Source organism: Catalinimonas alkaloidigena, assembly GCF_900100765.1.
Lineage (GTDB): Bacteria > Bacteroidota > Bacteroidia > Cytophagales > Flexibacteraceae > Mooreia > Mooreia alkaloidigena.
The window spans coordinates 217,732-238,150 of record NZ_FNFO01000005.1 but is presented as its reverse complement, the minus strand read 5'-3'; the positions used below and the strand labels follow the sequence as shown (position 1 = coordinate 238,150).

15 protein-coding genes are annotated in these 20,419 nt (G+C 57.8%); 4 read left to right on the top strand and 11 right to left on the bottom strand.

The genetic code is table 11. From position 1 onward, the window contains the following. Positions 1-8 precede the first annotated feature (8 nt). Positions 9-2,891 (bottom strand): ATP-binding protein, encoded by a 2,883-nt coding sequence (locus tag BLR44_RS14720; RefSeq protein WP_089683200.1) that lies wholly within the window; start codon positions 2,889-2,891, stop codon positions 9-11. A 278-nt stretch (positions 2,892-3,169) separates the two neighbouring features. Between BLR44_RS14720 and BLR44_RS14715 the strand changes: the two genes are divergently transcribed. Together BLR44_RS14715 and BLR44_RS14710 are read left to right on the top strand one after the other, a co-directional pair. Further along, the gene (locus BLR44_RS14715) at positions 3,170-5,053 is read left to right on the top strand and encodes an ABC-F family ATP-binding cassette domain-containing protein (RefSeq protein WP_089683197.1); all 1,884 of its coding nucleotides are present in this window, start codon (positions 3,170-3,172) and stop codon (positions 5,051-5,053) included. Then, on the top strand, positions 5,053-5,406 hold the full coding sequence (locus BLR44_RS14710) for an avidin-fold protein (RefSeq protein WP_089683195.1): 354 nt from the start codon (positions 5,053-5,055) through the stop codon (positions 5,404-5,406). Before BLR44_RS14715 ends, BLR44_RS14710 begins: the two co-directional genes overlap by 1 nt. A gap of 46 nt (positions 5,407-5,452) precedes the next feature. Here BLR44_RS14710 and nudC read toward each other — a convergent pair whose 3' ends face one another. The 3 genes from nudC to BLR44_RS14695 form a co-directional block, all read right to left on the bottom strand. Then, the gene (gene nudC / locus BLR44_RS14705) at positions 5,453-6,286 is read right to left on the bottom strand and encodes an NAD(+) diphosphatase (RefSeq protein ID WP_089683192.1); all 834 of its coding nucleotides are present in this window, start codon (positions 6,284-6,286) and stop codon (positions 5,453-5,455) included. Between the two features lie 70 nt (positions 6,287-6,356). Then, positions 6,357-7,736, bottom strand: a complete 1,380-nt coding sequence (locus BLR44_RS14700) for a GAF domain-containing protein (protein ID WP_089683190.1) — start codon at positions 7,734-7,736, stop codon at positions 6,357-6,359. A gap of 21 nt (positions 7,737-7,757) precedes the next feature. Next, positions 7,758-8,369 (bottom strand): TlpA family protein disulfide reductase, encoded by a 612-nt coding sequence (locus tag BLR44_RS14695; protein WP_089683188.1) that lies wholly within the window; start codon positions 8,367-8,369, stop codon positions 7,758-7,760. A 496-nt stretch (positions 8,370-8,865) separates the two neighbouring features. Between BLR44_RS14695 and BLR44_RS14690 the strand changes: the two genes are divergently transcribed. Continuing rightward, entirely contained in the window at positions 8,866-9,504 is a 639-nt protein-coding gene (locus BLR44_RS14690; protein ID WP_176956054.1) for a carbohydrate-binding family 9-like protein, read from the top strand. 58 nt (positions 9,505-9,562) lie between these two features. Here the strand turns inward: BLR44_RS14690 and nagB are convergent, their stop codons facing one another. The 4 genes from nagB to BLR44_RS14670 are packed head-to-tail and all read right to left on the bottom strand — an operon-like array spanning position 9,563 to position 14,843. After that, positions 9,563-11,494 (bottom strand): glucosamine-6-phosphate deaminase, encoded by a 1,932-nt coding sequence (gene nagB / locus BLR44_RS14685; RefSeq protein ID WP_089683183.1) that lies wholly within the window; start codon positions 11,492-11,494, stop codon positions 9,563-9,565. A gap of 24 nt (positions 11,495-11,518) precedes the next feature. Beyond that, positions 11,519-12,865, bottom strand: coding sequence for a Gfo/Idh/MocA family protein (locus BLR44_RS14680; RefSeq protein WP_089683181.1), 1,347 nt, complete (start codon positions 12,863-12,865; stop codon positions 11,519-11,521). Then, complete coding sequence (locus BLR44_RS14675) at positions 12,862-13,731, bottom strand: sugar phosphate nucleotidyltransferase (protein ID WP_089683180.1); 870 nt, start codon at positions 13,729-13,731, stop codon at positions 12,862-12,864. The genes BLR44_RS14680 and BLR44_RS14675 overlap by 4 nt, the downstream gene beginning before the upstream one ends. Continuing rightward, positions 13,728-14,843, bottom strand: coding sequence for a mevalonate kinase family protein (locus BLR44_RS14670; RefSeq protein ID WP_089683564.1), 1,116 nt, complete (start codon positions 14,841-14,843; stop codon positions 13,728-13,730). Before BLR44_RS14670 ends, BLR44_RS14675 begins: the two co-directional genes overlap by 4 nt. Before the next feature lie 288 nt (positions 14,844-15,131). Here BLR44_RS14670 and BLR44_RS14665 point away from each other — a divergent pair, with 288 nt between their 5' ends. After that, positions 15,132-16,136: a LacI family DNA-binding transcriptional regulator gene (locus BLR44_RS14665; RefSeq protein WP_089683178.1), complete on the top strand. Its 1,005-nt coding sequence runs from the start codon at positions 15,132-15,134 to the stop codon at positions 16,134-16,136. A gap of 95 nt (positions 16,137-16,231) precedes the next feature. Here the strand turns inward: BLR44_RS14665 and BLR44_RS14660 are convergent, their stop codons facing one another. The 3 genes from BLR44_RS14660 to BLR44_RS14650 all read right to left on the bottom strand — a co-directional run bounded on the left by BLR44_RS14660 (position 16,232) and on the right by BLR44_RS14650 (position 20,415). Then, a complete protein-coding gene (locus BLR44_RS14660; protein ID WP_218127089.1) occupies positions 16,232-17,752 on the bottom strand; it encodes a DUF4832 domain-containing protein in 1,521 nt (506 codons plus the stop codon). A gap of 255 nt (positions 17,753-18,007) precedes the next feature. Further along, positions 18,008-18,868, bottom strand: a complete 861-nt coding sequence (locus tag BLR44_RS29275) for a PKD domain-containing protein (RefSeq protein WP_262482289.1) — start codon at positions 18,866-18,868, stop codon at positions 18,008-18,010. A 26-nt stretch (positions 18,869-18,894) separates the two neighbouring features. Continuing rightward, on the bottom strand, positions 18,895-20,415 hold the full coding sequence (locus BLR44_RS14650) for a RagB/SusD family nutrient uptake outer membrane protein (protein WP_089683172.1): 1,521 nt from the start codon (positions 20,413-20,415) through the stop codon (positions 18,895-18,897). Between the last annotated feature and the right edge of the window lie 4 nt (positions 20,416-20,419).

Here is a 20,419-nt window from a genome sequence, read left to right as displayed (position 1 = left end):
TGATTTTTTTATGCCCGACCGGCCGACGTATTTTTGAGTTCTTCCAGTTTTTGCTTGATCAAAACGATAACCCTTTTATTGAGATTGAGCAGTTGGGCAATTTTTTTCTTGATGACCTTGAAATCGATTTCCGATAAGTCGACCGTTTCCAGTTCGCCGGTAATGTCGCGGTATTCTTTGATGCGCAGGCTGCCGTAGGCCGATTTAAGCTTGTGCACGTAGAAGCGGTAGATGTCGCGATCGGCCTGGTCGCGGGCAATGACCAACTGTTCGCCGAACGTGTGCATCTGGTCGGAGAACATCTCAAGGGCGCGGATGGCAAAATCCGGATTGTCGCCGGAGAGGGTTTCCAGGTAGCTGAAGTCCGCTGCGATGGCGTTGGCCGAAGCGCTGCCCTTTTCTTCCATAAGTTCGAGGTTTGAGAGAGCCGCCGGTGTGGCTTGTGGAGCATACCGGCCAATGGTCTCGTACAGTTCACGTGGGTCGAATGGCTTGGAGACGCATCCGTTCATGCCGACTTGTCGGATGTCCTGCTCAATGTCGGTAGTGGCCGATGCCGACATGGCGATGATCGGTACTTGACTGACAGCAGGGTTTTCGTGCTGGCGAATGCGGCGAGCCGTTTCGTATCCGTTGATGCCCGGCATGTGGATGTCCATCATCACCAGATCGTATACTTGCGTCTGGAGCTTTTCAAGCGCCTCGAATCCGTTTTCGGCCAGGTCGGCTTGCACCTGCCATTTTTCCATGAAGCGGCTGGCCACCAGGCGGTTGAATTGATTGTCTTCAACCATCAACACCCGCACATCGCCCAACGGCGAAATTCCAGTGGTTTCTGCAGGTGCGGGCGCTACCTGATTCTCGGCAACGGTAAACGTAAGCTCGAAGCTGAACTCAGAGCCAACCCCGAAGGTGCTTTTCACGCCAATGTGACCGCCCTGTAATTCGACCAATTTGCGGCAAATCGCCAGGCCCAAACCCGTACCGCCGTACTTCCGACTGGTGTCGGCGCTCGCCTGCTGGTAACTTTCGAAAATGGCGTCGAGCTGATCTTCCGAAATGCCGATTCCCGTATCGCATACGCTAAACCGCAACGCAATGCGGCGCTTTTTCTGGGCCAGGAGTTCTACCTTGATGTCGACGGCGCCTTCTTCCGTGAACTTGATGGCGTTGCTAATCAGGTTGGTCAGGACCTGGTTGAGGCGCATGGAGTCACCTTCCAAAAACGAAGGGATGCGCTCGTCCCATTGCAGCGTAAGCGCCAGATGCTTTTCTTTCGCTTTGAGAAGGAGCGCTTTCCGGATGTCCTGCAACAGTTCGTGGACGTGGAACGTGTGGTTTTCGAACGTGATTTTCCCCGCTTCGATTTTGGAGAAGTCGAGCATGTCGTTGATCAGCGACAGCATGTTACCCGACGAGAACCGGATGGCGTTCAAATATTCCAGCTGCGTAGGGGTGAGCGTTTCATCGAGCAGCAGGTGCGTCATCCCCACCACGGTGTTGAGCGGTGTGCGCAACTCGTGAATCACCATCGAAACAAACTGCTCCTTTGCCTCCAAGAGGGCCTCAGCCGCTTCCTGGTTGCGCCGTAACAGGGCTTCGTTATGTTTCTGCTCGCTGATGTTGCGGAAAATGGACAGCCAGGTCATCTGCCCCTGATGCTGATACGGCGAGGTTGTAACGGACATGTCGAACAATTGCCCGGTGCGCGTAATGCCTTTTGTCTCGAACGAAGATGCCCCCCCGTCTTCGGACGGAAGCGGCAGGGTATCGGTTAGTACATCGTCCAGCCGTTTGCCGTTTAGTTCCTGCGGAGCATACCCCAGCATGGTAGCCAAGGCTTGGTTTACTTCAAAAATCTTTCCGTTTGTATGCAGGGCGATGCCATCGGATATGGCGTTGATGAACGACTGGTGCTCGTCCGGTAAAGGTTCTGCCCCCTCGCGCCGCCGTTTGGTCGGCGCCGGGGTCGTCAGAAAGTCACTCATGCTGTCGGCTAGCAGCTCCAGAAGCTCCATTTCATGAGGTGCCGGGCCTGTGTGGGCGGGTCGGTCATCAAAAAAGAGAAGAACGCCTTCGGACCTGCCGCCCCAGGTTACAGGGATGCCCGCAAAGCTACTCCAGGTATACAGCGATTGTTCGGGTGCGGGTGTATCGGTCGGAGCATGCGCCTGTCCCATCAGTTTGCCCTGACGGGAAGTCACTTTTTGCGCGAGGGGATCTTGCGTTGTGCGTTGGAGCAAGCTGCGGACCGCCTCGCGGGGACTGTGAACGAACTCGGGACAAAACCCATCCGGAGTCATGCGGGTGAAATAGCCGTGACGCATGCCCAGCATCTGACAGCCCAGGCGGACATGGTGCTGAACCATACTTTCGCGATCCGGGTAGTGAGTGCGTTGAAGCGTACGAATGAGCTGTAAATTATGAGCCTGCCGGTGCGTGGTATAGGCCTCTTGCGATGCTGCAGGGTCCGGTTCAACGCGTGGGCTTTGCGGATATAGCGTAATAAGCATGTCTCGATGTTGGTCTGCGGTGACGTAGGCCCGGAGTCGGCAGGAAGTGCCGGAAGCCGCGTATTCGAAATCGACAGCCGCCGCAGCCCCTGTTTGCTTGCTGAGTTCGTAAGCCTGTGCCAGGCGGCGAATCAGCCGTAGGGGAAAGTGCGAGAAGATGGACTGCCCTACCAGCTTGCCGAATTCTTCACTCCAGATACTGGCTTCGGCAGCTTCGTAGCTTTTGATAATGCCCTGCATGCTGATACAGCAGGTCAGCAACAGCGTCTCCGCTGTGGGATGCTGCTGTAGTGATGCAAGTTTGACGTTTCGATACGCTGCCGTCATACGAAGTTGGGACAACGTTACTTCCTTCATCAAGGGGTGATCGAGAGCCATTCTTGCAGGTTTGGGGCGGCAAATAAACAATTATTCAGTTCCTCACCGAATCTTCCGAACCCCTCTGTTCCTACTTGGCCCGTCGGTGCCTTGTAAGGTTTTACGTCGGTTTATTTTGTTATTAGATGCAAATATATGAATAACATTATAAAATCTAAAATTATATTAATAACGAAATTGCTCTATATCCTACTCATTCTGTTCACAAAAGACGCCCTGATCTCGGGGGGCGTTGTTGTATATTTGCGAGGATTGTACGCATCCATTCTTCAAACCATATGCCTGTATTTCTATCCGCTCACGAAATTTCTAAGACCTACGGAGACCGCTGGCTGTTTCATCGGGTGTCGCTGGGCGTGAGCCAGGGCGATAAAGTCGCGCTGGTAGGGGTGAACGGCTCTGGAAAATCCACGTTGCTGAAGGTGTTGGCCGGGTTAATTCCACCGGACGAGGGCGAGGTGGCTGTTACGGCTGGCATACGGGTCGGGATGATGAGCCAGAATCCGACGTTCCACGAAGACGCAACGGTGCTCGACAATGTGCTGTCGATGGACCATCCGCTGGCACTTGCGGTAAAAGCTTACGAGCAAGCGCTGACCGGAGGCAAGGCGGCAGAAATAACAGCGGCTACTCTGCGCATGGACGAGCAGCAGGCCTGGGAATTCGAAACACAGATTCGCCAGACGCTTACGCAACTGGGAGTGCCCGACTTGCACCAGGTTGTACGCCAACTCTCGGGCGGTCAGCGGAAGCGCCTCGACCTGGCCCGGGTGTTACTCTCCGAGCCGGATCTGCTGATCCTGGACGAGCCGACCAACCACCTGGACCTGGCTACCATCGAATGGCTGGAGGGGCATTTGGCCTCACGGCAACAAACCCTGCTGTTGGTGACGCACGACCGTTACTTTCTGGAGCGGATCACCAACGTAATCGTGGAACTGAACGAAGGTCAGTTGTATCGCTACGAAGGAAATTACGCTTACTTTCTGGAGAAAAAGGAGGAACGGCAAGCACAGCAGGCGTCCGAAACCGACAAGGCGCGTAACCTGATGCGGCGCGAGTTGGAGTGGATGCGCCGCCAGCCCAAAGCCCGCGGTACCAAGTCGCAGGCCCGCATCGATGCGTTCTACGAACTGGAAAAAAAGGCCCAAGGCCCCGGGCAGAAAGCCGGCCTGGACCTCAGCGTGCCTACCGCCCGGCAGGGAAAGAAAATTATGGAGGTGGAGGACCTGCAAAAAAGCCTGGGCGGCAAGCGCCTGGTCGACGACTTTTCTTACGCCTTTAAACGGAAAGACCGGATCGGCATCATCGGGCCGAACGGTACAGGGAAAACAACCTTCCTGCGCCTGCTGACGGGGCAGTTGTCGCCCGATGCCGGCGTGGTCGATGTGGGCTCTACCACCGTGTTTGGATACTACGAGCAGGAGGTGTTCGATCTCCCTGCCGACAAACGCGTCATCGATGTGGTGAAAGAAACGGCCGAGGTAATGACGGTCGGAAAAGGCGAAACGGTTTCGGCTTCGCAGTTGTTGCAGCGCTTCCAGTTTCCTCCGGCCCGCCAATACACCCCTGTCGGCAAATTGAGTGGTGGGGAGCAGCGCCGGATTCAACTGTTGCGCGTCCTGATCCGACAGCCCAATTTCCTGATCCTGGACGAACCGACCAACGATCTGGACCTGATCACCCTGAATCTGCTCGAAGAATTCCTGCTCGATTTCGAAGGGTGTCTCCTCATCGTTTCGCACGACCGCTACTTTATGGATCGGCTGGTGGAGCACCTGTTTGTGTTTGAAGGGGACGGAAAGATTCGCAACTTTCCGGGCAATTACACCGACTACCGCGCGTTTGCCCAACAGCAGGAAGCTACGGCGGCAGAAGTGAAGTGGGCGGAAGAGAAAAATCGGCCAACGCCGACCCCGTCGACCGCTCCAAAAACCTCATCCGCTAAGAAACTGTCGTTCAAAGAGCAGCGCGAGTACGAAAGTCTGGAAGCCGAAATTGATTCGCTCGAAGGTCGCAAGGCCGAATTGATTCAATTGCTGAGCAGTGGTAGCGAAAATCACGAGGACCTGACACAATGGGCCCAGCAAATCGAAACGCTCGACGCAGAACTGGAGCAGAAAACAGACCGCTGGTTAGAACTTAGTGAACGTGCCGAATAATGTCTTCGATCAATTACCATAACCGCCGTTTCCGTTCGGTGAGCAACTCTGATAACGGCGAAGTCAGCAGCGATACGCTGTTTGAATACCAACAAGAGGGCTCACTGGTGTGGGCTACGTATCAGGGTGGGGGCATCCGCTTCGGAACGCTCATCGCTTCGGTCGATGCGGCCGGGAATCTCGACATGCGCTACCAGCATATGAACACAGCCGGCGAGCTGATGACCGGCGTTTGTCAGTCGCGCCCGGAGTGGTTACCCGACGGCCGCCTCCGCCTGCACGAACGTTGGCGCTGGACCAGCGGCGACGCCTCGGAGGGCGAATCGATGATTGAAGAGGTGCGCGGCACGTAAGGGGCCCGGCCGCTTCGCAGAACGCAGGTGCACCGGCTGACGAAGCTCAGTCATCAGACAAGACTTTGCCGGTTTCTCGCGCGACGAACCAATCGATCAGTTGGCGGGCAATGCTGAGTTTCGGTGGGATGGGGGGCAATTCGTCGGCACGGAACCAACGCGCCTCGGCCAGTTCGTTCGGGTCAATTTCGATCTCGCCAGAAGCATGTTCGGCCGTAAAGCCCACCATCAGCGAGTGCGGAAAGGGCCACGGCTGGCTACCGAAATACCGGATGTTTTTGAGCTTGAGACCTACCTCTTCGTGTACTTCGCGCTGTACACACTCTTCCAGCGATTCGCCCGGTTCGACAAACCCCGCCAGCACACTAAAAAAGTAGGCCGGGAAACGATTGGCCCGTCCGAGCAGAAGCTCATGGCCCCGCGTAATGGCCACGATCACGGCCGGTGAGATGCGCGGGTAGTTGACCAGCCCGCAATTAGGACATCGTTTGGCCAGTTCGCCCGGTTGCTCGGTGGTCGGGGTGGCACAGTGACCACAGAAGCGAAAATTCCGATCCCAGTCCAGAACCTGAATGGCATAACCCGCCAGGTGAAACAGCGCATCGGGCAAAAGCCCGTACACTTTGCGCAGGTTGACCCACTCGGCCTGCGGTGGCGCCTCAGCCTCGTGCTCTACTTCCCCGGCCGAAAAAGAGGTGTCCCCCAGGCTTCCCAGGTAACGCTGGTTAGGCAGAGACAGGTGCTGTACCTCTGCGGGGCCGGGGAGGCGGACCGCATCGCCCACTCGCATTAGCAATACGTCGCGGTTCCGAAAAACGAACCACTCGATGCGTCGCGTCGATGCATCGAGTGGTGGAGTGTCTCTGACAAAAAAGTGCATAGTATCTTTAAACAAGCGGGCGGCTTGCTCCGCCCAAAGCGCAAAAGTAACCCTCCGTGTGCACTTGCGCCTACGCCATCTGCTCCTGTTCCTGGCGCTGCCGCATCATCTCTTCCTGCGTGGCCTGCATTTCTTCCAAGTTCTGGAGCAACTCTTCTTCCTGAGCTTGCATCCGTTCGGTCAGTTGGCGCGACTGTTCCAGCAGACGCGAGGTTTGTTCATTGGTGCGCACGGAGATAACCGTCGATGCGATGCTCTCCGCGCTCTTTTTCAGGAAGTCCAGTTCGTGCGGTTGGTATTCGCGGAACGAGGCCAGTTCCATCACCCCGACGGTTTGCCCGTTGAGGCACAGCGGTACCAGAATGAGCGAGGTCGGCGTGGCCTCCCCGAGGCCCGACGTAATGCGGACGTAGTTCGAAGGAATTTCCGTCATGTACGTCAGGTCGCCTTCCAGGTACACCTGACCCACCAGACCTTCGCCCGGCGCGATTTCCATCTGCATGTATTTTTTGCGGTTGTAGGCGTAGCATCCCCGCATAATCAGACGGGGGGCCGCGTCGTCGTCGTTGAGCAGGAAGATGGCCCCCTGGTTCAACTTCAGGTAGCTGACCAATTCGTGCAGGACCTGGTCGGCCAGCTGGTCGACGCTCTGGTTGTTTTGACGGAGCACTTCGTTCAAACGCGAGTGACCCATCGTGGCCCAGTTGCGGCGTTCTGTAGCACGTGCTGCCTGTTGGAGGCCGTCGCGCATCGAAATCAGCGCTTTGCCCAGGGTATCTTCTTCGTCGAGTTCGTAGGCTACTTCCAGCTCACCCGAAGCGATGGCGTTTGCAAACTGCACGTTTTTCTCCTGGAGGCGACGCTGTTCTTCGCGCAATACGCGCTGCGTAAGGCTGTACTGGTGGTTGCGGTGGGCCCAGAAGCCACAGAGCACTACCTGCACCACAAACAGACCGTAGTGAAAGACGAGGGTTTGCAGGCCGACGTAGTCCAGTTGCGAGAAATACACCTGGCTGTAGCCTACGTTTTGCAGGTACGCAAATGTGGTGTGGTGTACTACGACCACCAGCGTAACGGGCACCAGCACACGCCAGTCTTCGTAGAGGATCATGACCGTGACGACCACAAACAACGTAAAGTGCATTTCGAAAAGACCGTGCATCTGGTAGATGTACTGCACAGCCAGCACACCGAGCACGGTGGACGTCACGTAGCGGTGCAATGCCGACGTACGTGCAGTCATGTAGGTAAGCACGTATGCCAGGGTCGCACACGTCCCAACGCCCATGCCTACCACCCAGGTGTCGTAAAAGAGCGCCAGAAAGACACCGAAGCCAAACATACCGAGCACAACGTACCGGATGATGTATTCGGCCTGTTTGTATTTTTCTTGTGTCACCGCTTCGCGCAGTGCCGGCGAAAGCGAGGGTTGGGTTGAAGGATTCTTCATAGCTGGTCGATAAAAGTTCGTTTAGTGTTGGTTGGCGGGTAACTGACAGCCGTAGGCACGCAATGCCGTCTGGGGCCACAGGGGCGGGGGCATGGGGCTGGTGCCCTGGCCAAGCAATCTTTCGATCGCTTGCTGCGCGTAGTTGGTACTGGGTTGCGTGCAGTAGCGTGACTGGTTGTAATTACCGCGATAAAAAAGAGTGCCTGCCGTGTCGATCACCACGGCCTGCGGCGTAGCGTATACGCCGCACTGCTTTGCCCACTGGCCTTTAGCATCCCATACCGCTTCTACGTCCAGATCGTAGTCGGCAAACTTTTCTTGGGCCGTCTGTTCGTGGTCGGACTGCAACACCGCAATGAAGTTGACTTCATCGCCGTAGCGCCGCACCAACGCCCGAAAGTGATCGATGTTGAACCGGGAGCATGGGCACTCCGGATTGAAGAAATGAAGGACCGTGGGTTTGCCGTTGGTCGGTAGGGGCAGGCCCGGCGTACTTCCTGGCGCTACGGCTTCGTAATGGGCAGGTAGTGGCGTGGGCTGCGAGTAGCGCAGGTCTTCGTGCCAAAAAATATAGACGATGGTCGTAAGCAGGCCAATAAGGGCCGCTCCAATCAATAAAAAGCGTGTCATCATGGTTCCGTTATACCTTAGATCTGTTTGCACTAAGGTGGTGGTACAAAACGCACCTGCGGAGTAGGGGCCGGAGGCGAGAGGTAAAAAACGTTTTGTGGTACAATGATCAGAATAAATAGGACTGGATGCAAAATGAGCGGGGTGTAGGCGAGAAGATGCAAGTAAGACGCCTAGAGTGAACAAATAAATCGGTTTGCTTTTCTAGAAAATGTGAAGATTCCGTACGCTTTTGTGACGCTTGCTTCGTTCGATTGGGCGATAAAAATCAAAAAATAATAGGAATATTTATATGAATATGCTCAAAAATGCGGGTAAAGTACAACCACAAGTAGGCGAACCTTAGAATTCCTTACTAGTGTAATTATTGTTATAAATAGTGACTAAATTGCCTGTAGGTACATATGCCAGAGTGCAATGATTTTCCGATTATTGGCATAGTACTCGCCAAATCAGAGGACCGGTACCTACTTTTGCCCCTCATCTACCTGCCCCGACCTTGTTACAAGCTCCTTTCTTACCCTTATCGGATGCCGCCCTTGCCTTACCAGACGTAGCGGCGCAACTGGACCAACTCACCCCTCAGCCATTGACCCACGGCTGGTTCGATCGCTATCCTTACAGACCGGATGTTGCTTTCGTGATTGCGCATCGCGAAGAGGCGATCTACGTGAAGTTTTACGCCAGCGAACCCTACGTCCTGGCGCGCTTTCATGCCCCGAACGACCCGGTCTACCGCGACAGTTGCGTGGAGTTCTTCGTCGCGTTCGACAACGCGGGCTATTACAACCTGGAGTTTAATTGCCTGGGTACCTGCCTGATGCAGTACGGCAAAGACATCACCCATCGGGAGTCGATCGATCCGGCGATCATCCGGCAAATCAAAACTTACGCCGCCCTGCAACAGGAAGGCGTGGGGCCATGCCGCTGGGAGCTGACGCTGGCCATTCCGCTGACGGTGTTCAAGCACCATCGCCTGGCTTCTGTAGCCGAACGCACCATACGCGCCAATTTTCAGAAATGCGGGGACGACACGCTACAGCCCCACTTCCTGACGTGGCAGAAAATCGAAACGCCCGGCCCGGATTTCCACCAGCCGCGCTTTTTTGGGGAGGTCACGTTTTTGCCGCGGCCCTAAACAAAAACGCCGGACCTGCGGGGCCCGGCGTTTTGCAAAAGCGTGTACCAGCGATCTGCTATAAGAAGTGGTGCCGCACAAACGCCTCCATGGCGGCGTATTCGGCCAGGCCCAGCTTGTTGTACAACTCGGCTGTTTCGTGGTTGCGGTCTTCGGCGCGTTGCCAGAACTCGCGCGAATCGCTTCCCTGAAAGACCACCCCGTCTTTTTGTGACTGGTGTTTGAAGATGCCGTAGCGCTTCTGCAGCACCTGATCGGGACTCATCGGCACGGCCATTTCGATCTCGTGGATGGCCCATTCGGCCCAGGCACCGCGGTACATCCACACCCAGCAATCCTGCATGTAGGGTTCTTTCTTCAGACGCTCCAACGCCTCGAGCACGGCGTCCAGGCAAACTTTGTGCGTCCCGTGCGGGTCGGCCAGGTCACCGGCGGTGTAGATCTGGTGCGGTTGAATTTGCGCGATGATGTCGACGGTCAGTTGAATGTCTTCTTCGCCGAGCGGTTTTTTCTGAATGGTACCGGTTTCGTAGAACGGCATGTGCAGGAAGTGGACGTTCTCGTCCGGGATGCCCACGAACCGGCAGGTCGCTTTGGCCTCGCCCCGGCGGATCAGTTCTTTCACCTGACGCACTTCCGGGCTGTCGATTTCGCTGTCTTCTTTCGTACGCAGAAATGCCTGGGCTTTCAAGAAAATCTCTTTGGCGGGCGCTTCGTCCAGTTGGAAATCCTTGTTGAAGTCGACCACAAAGTCAATGAACCGCAGGGCTTCGTCGTCGGCAACGGCAATGTTCCCGGACGTCTGGTAGGCTACGTGGACGTCGTGTCCCTGGTCGACCAGCCGCTGAAACGTGCCGCCCATTGAGATGATGTCGTCGTCGGGGTGGGGGCTGAAAATCAGGCAGCGTTTGGAAGCCGGTTGCGCGCGCTCGGGGCGGTGCGTATCGTCGGCATTGGGTTTGCCACCGGGCCAGCCCGTGATGGTCCGCTGAAGCCAGTTGAACACGTCGATGTTGATGTCGTAAGCCGAGCCGTATTCGGCCAGCAGATCGCTCAGGCCGTGTTCGTTGTAATCGCGGTTGGTGAGTTGCAGCACGGGCTTGTTCAGCGACAGCGCCAGTTGCGTTACCGCTTTCTTGATCATCGGCCGGTCCCAGTTCACCTCCTGTACCAGCCACGGCGTCTTGCGGCTGGTCAGCTCAGAGGCACACGCCTCGTCGACCACAAACTTGGCGTTCTGGTGGGTTTGCAGGTACGAAGCCGGTACCAGCTCCGTCATCGGGCCTTCGATGGCTGATTTTACGATGTCGGCCTTGTGCTCTCCCCAGGCAATCAGCACCACCCGGCGGGCGTTCATGATGGCCCGTACCCCCAGGGTGATGGCGCGGCGCGGTACTTTGGCAATGCCGCCGAAATCGCCTCCGGCGTCCTGACGCGTCACGGCGTCGAGGGTCATCAGGCGCGTGCGCGACGAGATGTGTGAACCCGGTTCGTTGAACCCGATGTGACCGTTGCGGCCAATACCCAGTAATTGAAAATCCAACCCGCCCAGGGCTTCAATCTTTTGCTCGTACTGTTCGCAGAACGCTCTGACATCTTCCAGCGGCAGGGTGCCGTCCGGCAGGTGATAATTCTCCGGCTGAATGTCGATGTGGTCGAACAACTGTTCGCGCATAAACCGGTGGTAGCTCTGGATGGCGTCCGGTTTCATCGGATAGTACTCGTCCAGGTTGAAGCTAATCACGTTGCGGAAGCTGAGACCCTCCTCGCGGTGCAGGCGAATCAGCTCGCCGTACACTTTTTTCGGCGAAGATCCCGTAGCCAGTCCCAGCACAACGTGTTGCCCGGCCGCCTGCTTGTAGCGAATCAGGTGGGCGATTTCCAGCGCTACCGCCCGCGACGCTTCGTCGGCGTTGCGAAACACGCTGGTCGGCACCCGCTCGAACGAGACACTTTCTGTGGGTAAAAGATTTTCGAGTTGTAACTCCATGGTAATACAGATGGATGGATTGGATTAGAGCCCAAAGATAGGACGGTTTGACTTCCATTTCCCACGAGTGAAGTCAGGAATTTCGATTGGAGCCGATCCCTGAGCGATCGATTGCTCGGAAAGCGGGCTGATTGCCGACCAGGCCGCCGCATCGTAGACGTCGATCGGCGGGGCGGTTTGGGTCTTCACGGCGTTGATAAAATCGCGGATCACGAAGTAGTCCATGCCGCCGTGCCCGGCTCCTTCGGCCACCGACGCCGACGCCTGCCAGTAGGGGTGGTCGTACGTTTTCATGTAAGCCGCGTCCGATTCCCACTCGTCGTTGGTCTGGGTCGTGCCTTCGATGTAAATCTGGTCGCCGTCGTCCAGCCAGAGGCCCTGCGTGCCCTGTACCCGGAAGCCCAGCGAATAGGGGCGGGGCGAGTTGGTGTCGTGGGTAATCAGGATGGTTTCGCCGTTGGCGCATTTGATCATGGTCTGCACCACGTCGCCCAGCTTGAACTGCACCTTGGCGTTGGGATGGTTCGGGCCGCCGTTGTCGACGATGTATTTGTGCAGCCCCCGGCTTTTGGTAGCCATCGAGGTTAGGTACAAAAACTGGTTGCCCCGATTGATGTCGATCATCTGCGCGACGGGCCCCAGGCCGTGTGTCGGGTACAGGTCGCCGTTCCGGTCGACCGAGTGTTGCGTCCGCCAGCGGGCTTCGCTGAACGCCTTCTCCCCGAATTCCACGCCGCCTCCGTAGGGCTGTTTGCCGTTGTTGAACTTGACCGGCCGCAAGTCGTGCTGGTAGCCGCATTGCAGGTGAATCAGCTCGCCGAACAGGCCCTGGCGCACCATGTTGAGCACGGCCATCACGTCGCGACGGTAGCAGACATTCTCCAGAATCATGCAGTGCGCCCCGGTTTTTTCGTAGGTATCGACCAGATCCCACGATTCCTGTAGCGTCACCGTGGCCGATACTTCCACCCCGGCGTATTTCCCAGCTTTCATTGTTGCGACCGCCATCGGCACGTGCCACTCCCACGGCGTCGCGATGATCACCCCATCGAGGTCGTCGCGCTTCAGCATCCGCTCGAAATCGTGGTCGCCTTTGGCGTAGGCCGCGGCTTCTTTCCGGCCCGATTCCCGAATCAGCTTCTGGGTAGCGGCGATGGCTTCCGGATCAACGTCGCAGATGGCCGGGATTTCCACGTCTGCGAAGCCGAGGGCGTTGTGGACGTGGTTGCGCCCACGCAAACCGACGCCGATGAAGCCTAGACGGACTTTTTTGTCGGGTTGGGCGTAGAGCGACTGGGGCCAGAGGGCCGCGGCAGCGGCCGCAACGGAAGACTGACGGAGAAAGTCGCGCCGCTGAATGGGGTAGTTCATGCTGAAAAATCCTGGTAATGGTGGAACAAGTAATCCTGTACGAGGCGGATGTCCTGCTTGCTGGTCAGGTCCGGCACCTTTTCGGCCCGAGGAACAACAAAGAACGAAAGCGGGTGCTCTTTTACAAATCGGTTGACGGTCGTGGGCAACTCTTTTTCGTTCCGCACCGGATGGAAGGGCGTCGTCGCGAAATATGGGAGCATCGCGGCGGCTTCCATAACGAAGATGTTCATGCTCACTTCCACGCGTCCCCACGTGCGCACGGCCTCGGCCACCTCATCGTCCGAAGGTTTTTCGGTGATCTCTTCCAGAAAACCGTCCTTGTTTTTTTTGATCAGGGCGAAGGCGCGGATGCGCTCCTCCGGAAAGTCGAGGGCGTCGCGGTCGTAGCCGATCAGGGCATTGGCGTGCGCGCCCTCCCAGAGCTGCCGCATCGCTTCGATCGAATAAAGATTGTCACTGTTGCACACAATCAGGCGGCCCTGATGCCAGTCGGGGTGCTGTTGCAGCGCCTGGTAGACCGCGTCGGCAGTGCCGGCCGGTTTGGCGCGGTCGGGCGCGATGTGCTGCCGTGCGAAGCGGATTTGCAGGCCCCAGGCATTGCCTTCGGCCATCATGCGTTCGTAATACGGCTGGGTTACGTCGTCCTGCGGATGCAACAGCAGCAATACCTCTTCCATGCCCGCCTTGTAGGCGTTGTAGAGCAGATAGTCGATAAAAGGGCGACCGGCGTAACCGAGCCCGATCATGCCTTTGTTGACGGTGTCGGCCTGGTCCAGCAGATGCTGGTCGATGTCCTGCACTTCGGCGGCTTTTTTCATGCGGGAGGCCACCCCCCCGGCAAGGATCAAGATTCGTGGTTTCATTTCACGGCAAAGGTTTCGGTAGGAGATTCGACGCGGGTGCCTTCGTCGACGGTCACGATGTAGGCCTTTCCGCCCGCCCGCTCTACGGCTTCGGCCACCACTTCGGGCTGGTCGGGGGCGTAGGCAAACATGCAGCCGCCGCCGCCCGAACCGTTGATTTTGCCGCCCACCGCCCCGGCCCGAAGCGCGGCGTCGAGCATGGCGTCTATTTTCGGGGTAGAAATGCGCTTGGCGTCGCGCAGGTTATCCTGGTGCTGATTGAGCAACGCACCCAGGTGCAGCCCGCGCCGTTCGTCGGAAAGGGTTTCGTTTTCCAGCAACTGTTTGGCGTCGCGCAGAATGTCGCGGTCCGACAGGTTGCTTTGCAGCAGTTGCAGCTCGTCGGCCGTCAGAATCGTGCGGTACGCTGCGGCGCTTTCCTGGGGCGCGTGGTGCAGGTCGAACGTCGGGTCGTAGGCCTGAATCTTCCGGAGGGCTTCGAGCATGCCGTACTTCACCCGACGCAGAATCCCGATCGTATCTTTCGGTTCCAGCGAATCGCCCAACACGAACGTGCCCAGACTCGGCCGGAATTTCTCGATGTGGATCGTGGGTTGCGACTCGAAATACATCACGTTGCCCAGCGCGGTCGAGTAGTGGTCCATCATTCCGCCCGGTTCCCCGAATTCCAGCACTTCCGCCCGGTAGGTCATGTCGCCGATGGCCTCCGGCGATTGCGCCAGCGTGCCGTCGAAACAACGGAGCAGAAAATGAATCCACGTGACCAGCAGCGCCGACGAACTCGACGTCCCCGAATTGATCGGAATGTCGCCGCGCACCGTCACTTCTACGCCGTGGTCGATGGCGACGCCTTCGCGTTGCAGGATGTTGACCACACTGCGGAAATAGTCGCGGGGTTTTTCATACGCCAGCGTGGGGGCCAGTTCGAACGTTTCGCGGGCGTTGATGTCGGGCAGTTGGATCACCACCCGGCGGTCGGGGCGCAGTGTGCCCGTCATCCGGATGCGCCGCGAAATGGCCGCCGCAATCACCGGCAGGCCCAGGTAATCCTGGTGTTCGCCAAAGAGGCAGATCCGTCCGGGCGTCGAGACGGTAAGCGGAGAGGGGGTCATGCGCATAAGACGGCAAAGGAAGGGCGTACGGAACGCAGCAAGCGTAATTGTGAAAAGAGCAGAGTCAGGATCATCGTCATAATTCTAGGTCAAAGTAACGATCTGTCGTAGGTTTAATCAATTCGTCGCCGGGGGGGCGGCAACGGGAAACGCTGCTTAATCGGTTGCGCACGACGCACAAACGGTTGTGCAACTTGTGCAAAGCGCCGATCGCAGGGCCATTTCAACATATCTTGTAAATTACAGGTTAACGCGACGTAAATTGCAGGTTAATCCGAAGCGCTCCTCATGCCCTCTTCTCCTACGACCATGAAAGAGATTGCCCGCCAGTTGGGCATCTCGATTACCACCGTTTCCCGGGCGTTGCAAAACCACCCGCGGATCGGGCTGCGCACGCGCGAAAAGGTGCAGGAACTGGCCGAACGGCTGAACTACATTCCCAATTCCACGGCCATTTCGCTCAAAAAGCGCCGGACGTTCAACATTGGGGTGGTGTTGCCGTACCTGACGGAACAGTTCTTTTCGCTGGCGATTACGGGCATCGAAGATGCCACGATCGACAAAGGCTACAGCGTGTTGGTGGTGCAGTCGCGGAACGATTTCGAGCGGGAGCGGACGGCCATCCGGTCGCTCATCCGGCACGGCGTCGACGGCATTGTGGTGTCGGTGGCATCGGGTACGCACACGTACCGGCACTTTGACCGGGCCAACGAACACGGCATCCCGATTGTCTATTTCGACCGGGTGATCAAGCGTTTGCACAGCAGTTGCGTCTATTCGGACATCACGAGCGGCGCCTTCGAAGCGGTCGATTTCCTGGTGCAGAAAGGGCTGACCAACATTGCGTTGCTCAACGGCCCCATGACCCTCCAGGCCACCGACGAGCGGCTGAACGGCTACGCCCGGGCGTTGCAGAAGCATGAAATTCCGGTCAATCGTCATTACATCGTCGGGTTAAACCTGACCCGGGAAGATACCCTCAAGAAAACCGCGGCCCTGCTCGACCTGCCCGAGCCGCCTCAGGCCATCCTGGCCTTTCACGACTACATCGCCCTCGATGCGATGGAGGTCTGTCGTCAGCGCGGACTGCGCATCAACGAGGATATCTTCTTCGTCAGTTTTTCCAATCTGTCGTTCTGTTCTTACCTCGAACACCCGCCCATTGCTTCCATCGAGCAATTTCCCTACGAAATGGGCGAGAAAGCCGCCAGCCTCCTGATCGAAGCCATCGAACACCCCGACCAGCAAACGCGTCAGGAAGTCGTCATGCAACCCCAACTCGTCGTGCGGTGAGCACGGCGAGCGTTGAGTCGGCAGCTCTTAACGCTTAGCGCCCAACGCCTCCCGCTCTGCCCTTAGCACTCTGCTCTTTGTCCTACGCCCTGTCTTCATTCCGTTACGGTGAGCGTGTGCTGGAGGGCGTTGTAGCCGGTAGCCGCTTCCCAGACGTTTTCGTTGGCCAGGCGAATGCTGTATTCCGGGCGGGTAGCCAGATCGGTGGCGGCGTCGGGCAACTGTAAGAACATTTCGTAGTCGCCGGCCGGGAGGGTATCGGGGACGATAAACGAGGCATCGAGCGAAACGGACCCGGTAAACCAGCGACGGATGTCGGTCGCGAACGGAAACGAAAATTGCTGTTGCGTGGCGTCCTGACGCAAGACCAGCTGCACCGGCCGCGGGTTGTAGGGCGAGGCGTACCCGAGGTTTTCCAGCGCAAGCGAAACGGCCAGCGTGTCGCCTTTCGCCACGCGGTCGGGCAGGGTCGCTTCCCGCAGCACCAGCCGGTAGCCGAGCTTGCGCTGGATGCTGGCCATGCAACCGCCGTCGACCCAATCGTTATTGACGTCCACGTTGTAAGCCGCATTGAGGTAGCTGTAGTGCATCTCCCGAAACGCCTCTTCGGCCTGTCCGGCGGGGGCACAGTCGTTCTGCGGACTGTAGGCATCGCTGCACGTTTCCCCGCCCACCACCGTATAGCGGCTGTCCATCTTGGCATAATTGCGCAGGGCGGTGTTGGCGTCCTTGCGGGGCGTCGACGAGTTGCCGTAATCTTCAAACGTGCCGTAGTCGGTAGCGCTGGCCTGAAAACAGTCGTTGTGAAAGCCGATCCTCGCTTTGTCGGTGGCTTCGAACGCTTCCGATTCCTGGAGTGCCGCCGCCGAGACCGGCGCGTTGACGCCGTATACTGCCCGCTGTTTCATCTGTGGCGTCCGTACCTGCACCATCCGGTCGTCGGGCAGCGCGTCGAGAAGGGCCTGGAGCACTTCGGTCCGATCCTGCCAGTTCTCGTCCAGAAACTTGCCCTGCGTTGCGTTGGTCGAGGGATCGCCGAAATAATCGGTGTAGTAATTCTCGCCCCAGATGCCGATAAAGCCCATTTGCAGGCAGGCAATCACGTCGCTGTTTGCGCGCAGCACCGGTTTGAGTTGCGCAATGTGGTTCAGCACGACCTCTTTCGGCGCGTCGCCGTAGGGTGGGCAGGCAAAGCCTTCGGGACAGTTGCCCGCCCGGGCGGCAACGGTGTAGGCAAACCGGGGAATCAGCTTGACGCCCGCCTGCCGCACGGCCGCAAAGTCGGTCTCCATCCGGCTCAGAAACTCGGCTGGCAGCGGTTGGTCCGTGTAGCCGTCGAGTACGTAATACCGAAACACCAGCGTACTGGGCACGCTGTAACGCGCGCCGCTCACCGTTTGCGGCTGGCGGTACGACGCCAGTTCCGTTGCATCGAGCGGGGTGTAGGCATCGACGTGGGTTTCGGAGTAGCGGTAGAAACCCCGTTCCGGGTTAGGAAAGTCTTCGTCGCTCTCCGTATAGGTCGTGGTGATTAGCTGCGGAGTCGGGTCGGTAGCGGGATTTTTGGCGCAGGCGACCATGCCGAATAGCGCCACACTCAGAACAAGTTTATGCATGGGGTAGAGGGGGGAAGAAAAGGAAAGCCGGAAAGATCCCCGCGGGGGGTAGCCAATGTCCTCCCGGCTTCCTTCTATCACTCAAACAACTACTACAGGATTAGTGATTTAGAGAATCGGTGACTGAGTGATTAGGGTATTGAGTTGGCTGATGCTTAATTCAAACCCCACTCCACTGGATTCAGGCTATGCCTGAATCCTATCAACACAGGGAAGCTACAAGCTGAAGCTAGAGAAGGGTTTCAGCCTACTCATCTACTCGCTCATGTCGAGCATGACCGCGTTGGTGGCCTTGGTGGGCAACACCCCGAGTTCGGTCGACCAGTCGTTGCTGGTGGCCACGATGCCGAACCGCAGGGCGTTGCCGGCTAGCCCTTTGATTTTGGAGCGAACCAGGGCCATTTCCATCCGCAACAGGTTGCCTTCCTGTTGGACCGTGCCGAGCTGATAAAAATCGGGAACCGACTGCGCTTCGAACGAGAAGGCAGTTTGTTCGCCCACGTGGTAAAACATGTCGAACCAGCCCCCGAGTACGGCACCTTCCAGCAACACGTCGTAAGCTCCTTCGGGGAAGTACCAGGTGAGTAGCCCGGTGCTGGCGTTGTTGTCGGTGTCGAGGTAGAAGTCGAAAATATCGCCGTTTTCGGCCTTCGAGGTCATTTCAAGGTAGAAGTAAATCTTCTCGCTGTCGTAGTCGACCTTGGCGCGTTTGAACACACCGGTTTCGGCCGAGCCTTCGAGCGTAACGGTCGCGACGTCGTTCCAGTCGTCGAGCGAGTTGTCGGTCAGCTTGACCGGCGAGTTTTTCGACAGCCGCAGGATCGTGGAGCCTTCCACCCGGTGGCCGTCGGAAGCGGTGGCGTACAGCGTGACCACGTACTTGCCTTTGCCCGGATAGGTGTGGGTGGGGCTGGCCTCGGTCGACGTCTCGCCATCGCCGAAATCCCATTCGTAGGCCGTGGCGCCGGTGGTTTCGTTCGTGAACGTGACCTCCATGCCGTTGGTCGCTACCTGGTAGAAAATGTCCGGATCGGGGGCGGCTTCGTCTTGGGAGCAGCCCTGCACCAAAACGGCCGCAGGAACCAGCAAGAGAATATAAGGTAAGATGCGTTTCATGTTGTTGTAGGAAAAAGGTGAGGGACTTACGGATTCTGCTGGCATTCGGGGTTGGACAACACCTCGTCGACGGGGATGTAGTAGATGATGCGCGGACTCTCCCAACTGGTCGTCAGATTCGGGTAGTTGCCCGGCTCGGTCGACAGGTCAATGTCCGATTCCTGTAGCCCCGTCAGGTGGTAGCCCCAGTAAGCCCGGTTGAGGTCGCGCTTGTTGCGGTATACGTCGAAGTTGCGGTGCCCTTCAAACGCCAGTTCCATCCGCCGTTCCTGCAACACCACGTCGAGGGCGGTCATGCCCGCCGGGAGTTGCTGGGCGTAGAGTGCGCCGTCCAGCCCCCGGTTCTGGCGGATCTGGTCGACGTCGTCGAGTGCGCCGTTGGTGTCGCCCAGTTTGGCTTTGGCTTCGGCACGGTTCAGGTACATTTCGGCCAGGCGAAACAGAATCGGCGAACTCAGGTTGGGCAAGCCGTCCTGAAACGAGAACTTGGAGATGTAGTACTTCTCAATGCCGTTGAGTTTCTGCACGTCCCCGGCGTCGTTGGTGTCCGGCACGATGTACGACCAGCGGACGTCTTCGGGGTGCGCGCTCATCACCTCCCGCAACGAAGCCGACGCAAACTCTTCGCCCCAGCCGGAGTTGCCGTCCGAGAAGATCATGGAGGCGATGGAACCGAACTTGCCGTAGTTGTCGATTTGCGTAAAGGCCACGCAGAAGATGGTTTCGCTGCCCGAAACGGCGTTGGCGAAGAGAGACGGATAGGTGGCGGCCGTGGTCAGGTTGAACCGCCCGGAGTTGATGACCTTGTCGGCGTACTCGAGGGCCTTTTGGTTATCTTCTTTGTACAGATTGACCCGCGACAGCAGCGCCCAGGCGGCCTCTTTCGAGCCGTATTGCACGCCCCTCGGCTGATTCATCAGTTCGGCCCCTTTTTCAGCGTCGGCGATGATGGCGTCGTACACTTCGCCAACCGTGGCACGGGCTTCCTGGGCTTCGTCGGCCAGCGACTGGCGGATGATGACGCCCGGTGCGTTCGGGTCGTGGCTGTAAGGCCGACCGTAAATCCGCACGAGGTTGAAGTGGGCCAGGGCGCGCAGAAAGTAGCACTCACCGACCAATTGTTGCGTGGCCGCGTCGGGGTTTTCCACGCGCTCGGCGGCGTCGAGCACGGTGTTGACGCCGTTGATGATCTTGTAGGACACGTACCAGAAGTAGCGCGTGTTGGTTTGCGTAGCGGTGTGGTTCAGCGTGAAGCTGTAGTAGAGCGGATCGGTCGTGACCTGTCCGCAAACAATGTCGTCGCTCGCAAAGTCCGACAACTGGTAGTACTGCCGCAGGTACATCAGGTTATCGTCCTGGGTGCCGTTGAAGGCGATGTGGTCTTTGAACAGCGCGTAGGCACCGTTCAGGGCATTTTGCAGCCCGTCCGACGTATTGGGCAGCGAGGCGGTCGTGATGGCATCCGACGGTTCCACGTTCAGGTCGCAACTGCCGAGCGTACACAGGCCACTGAGGAGAAAAACAAGAGAATATTTAGGATAGCGCATGGTC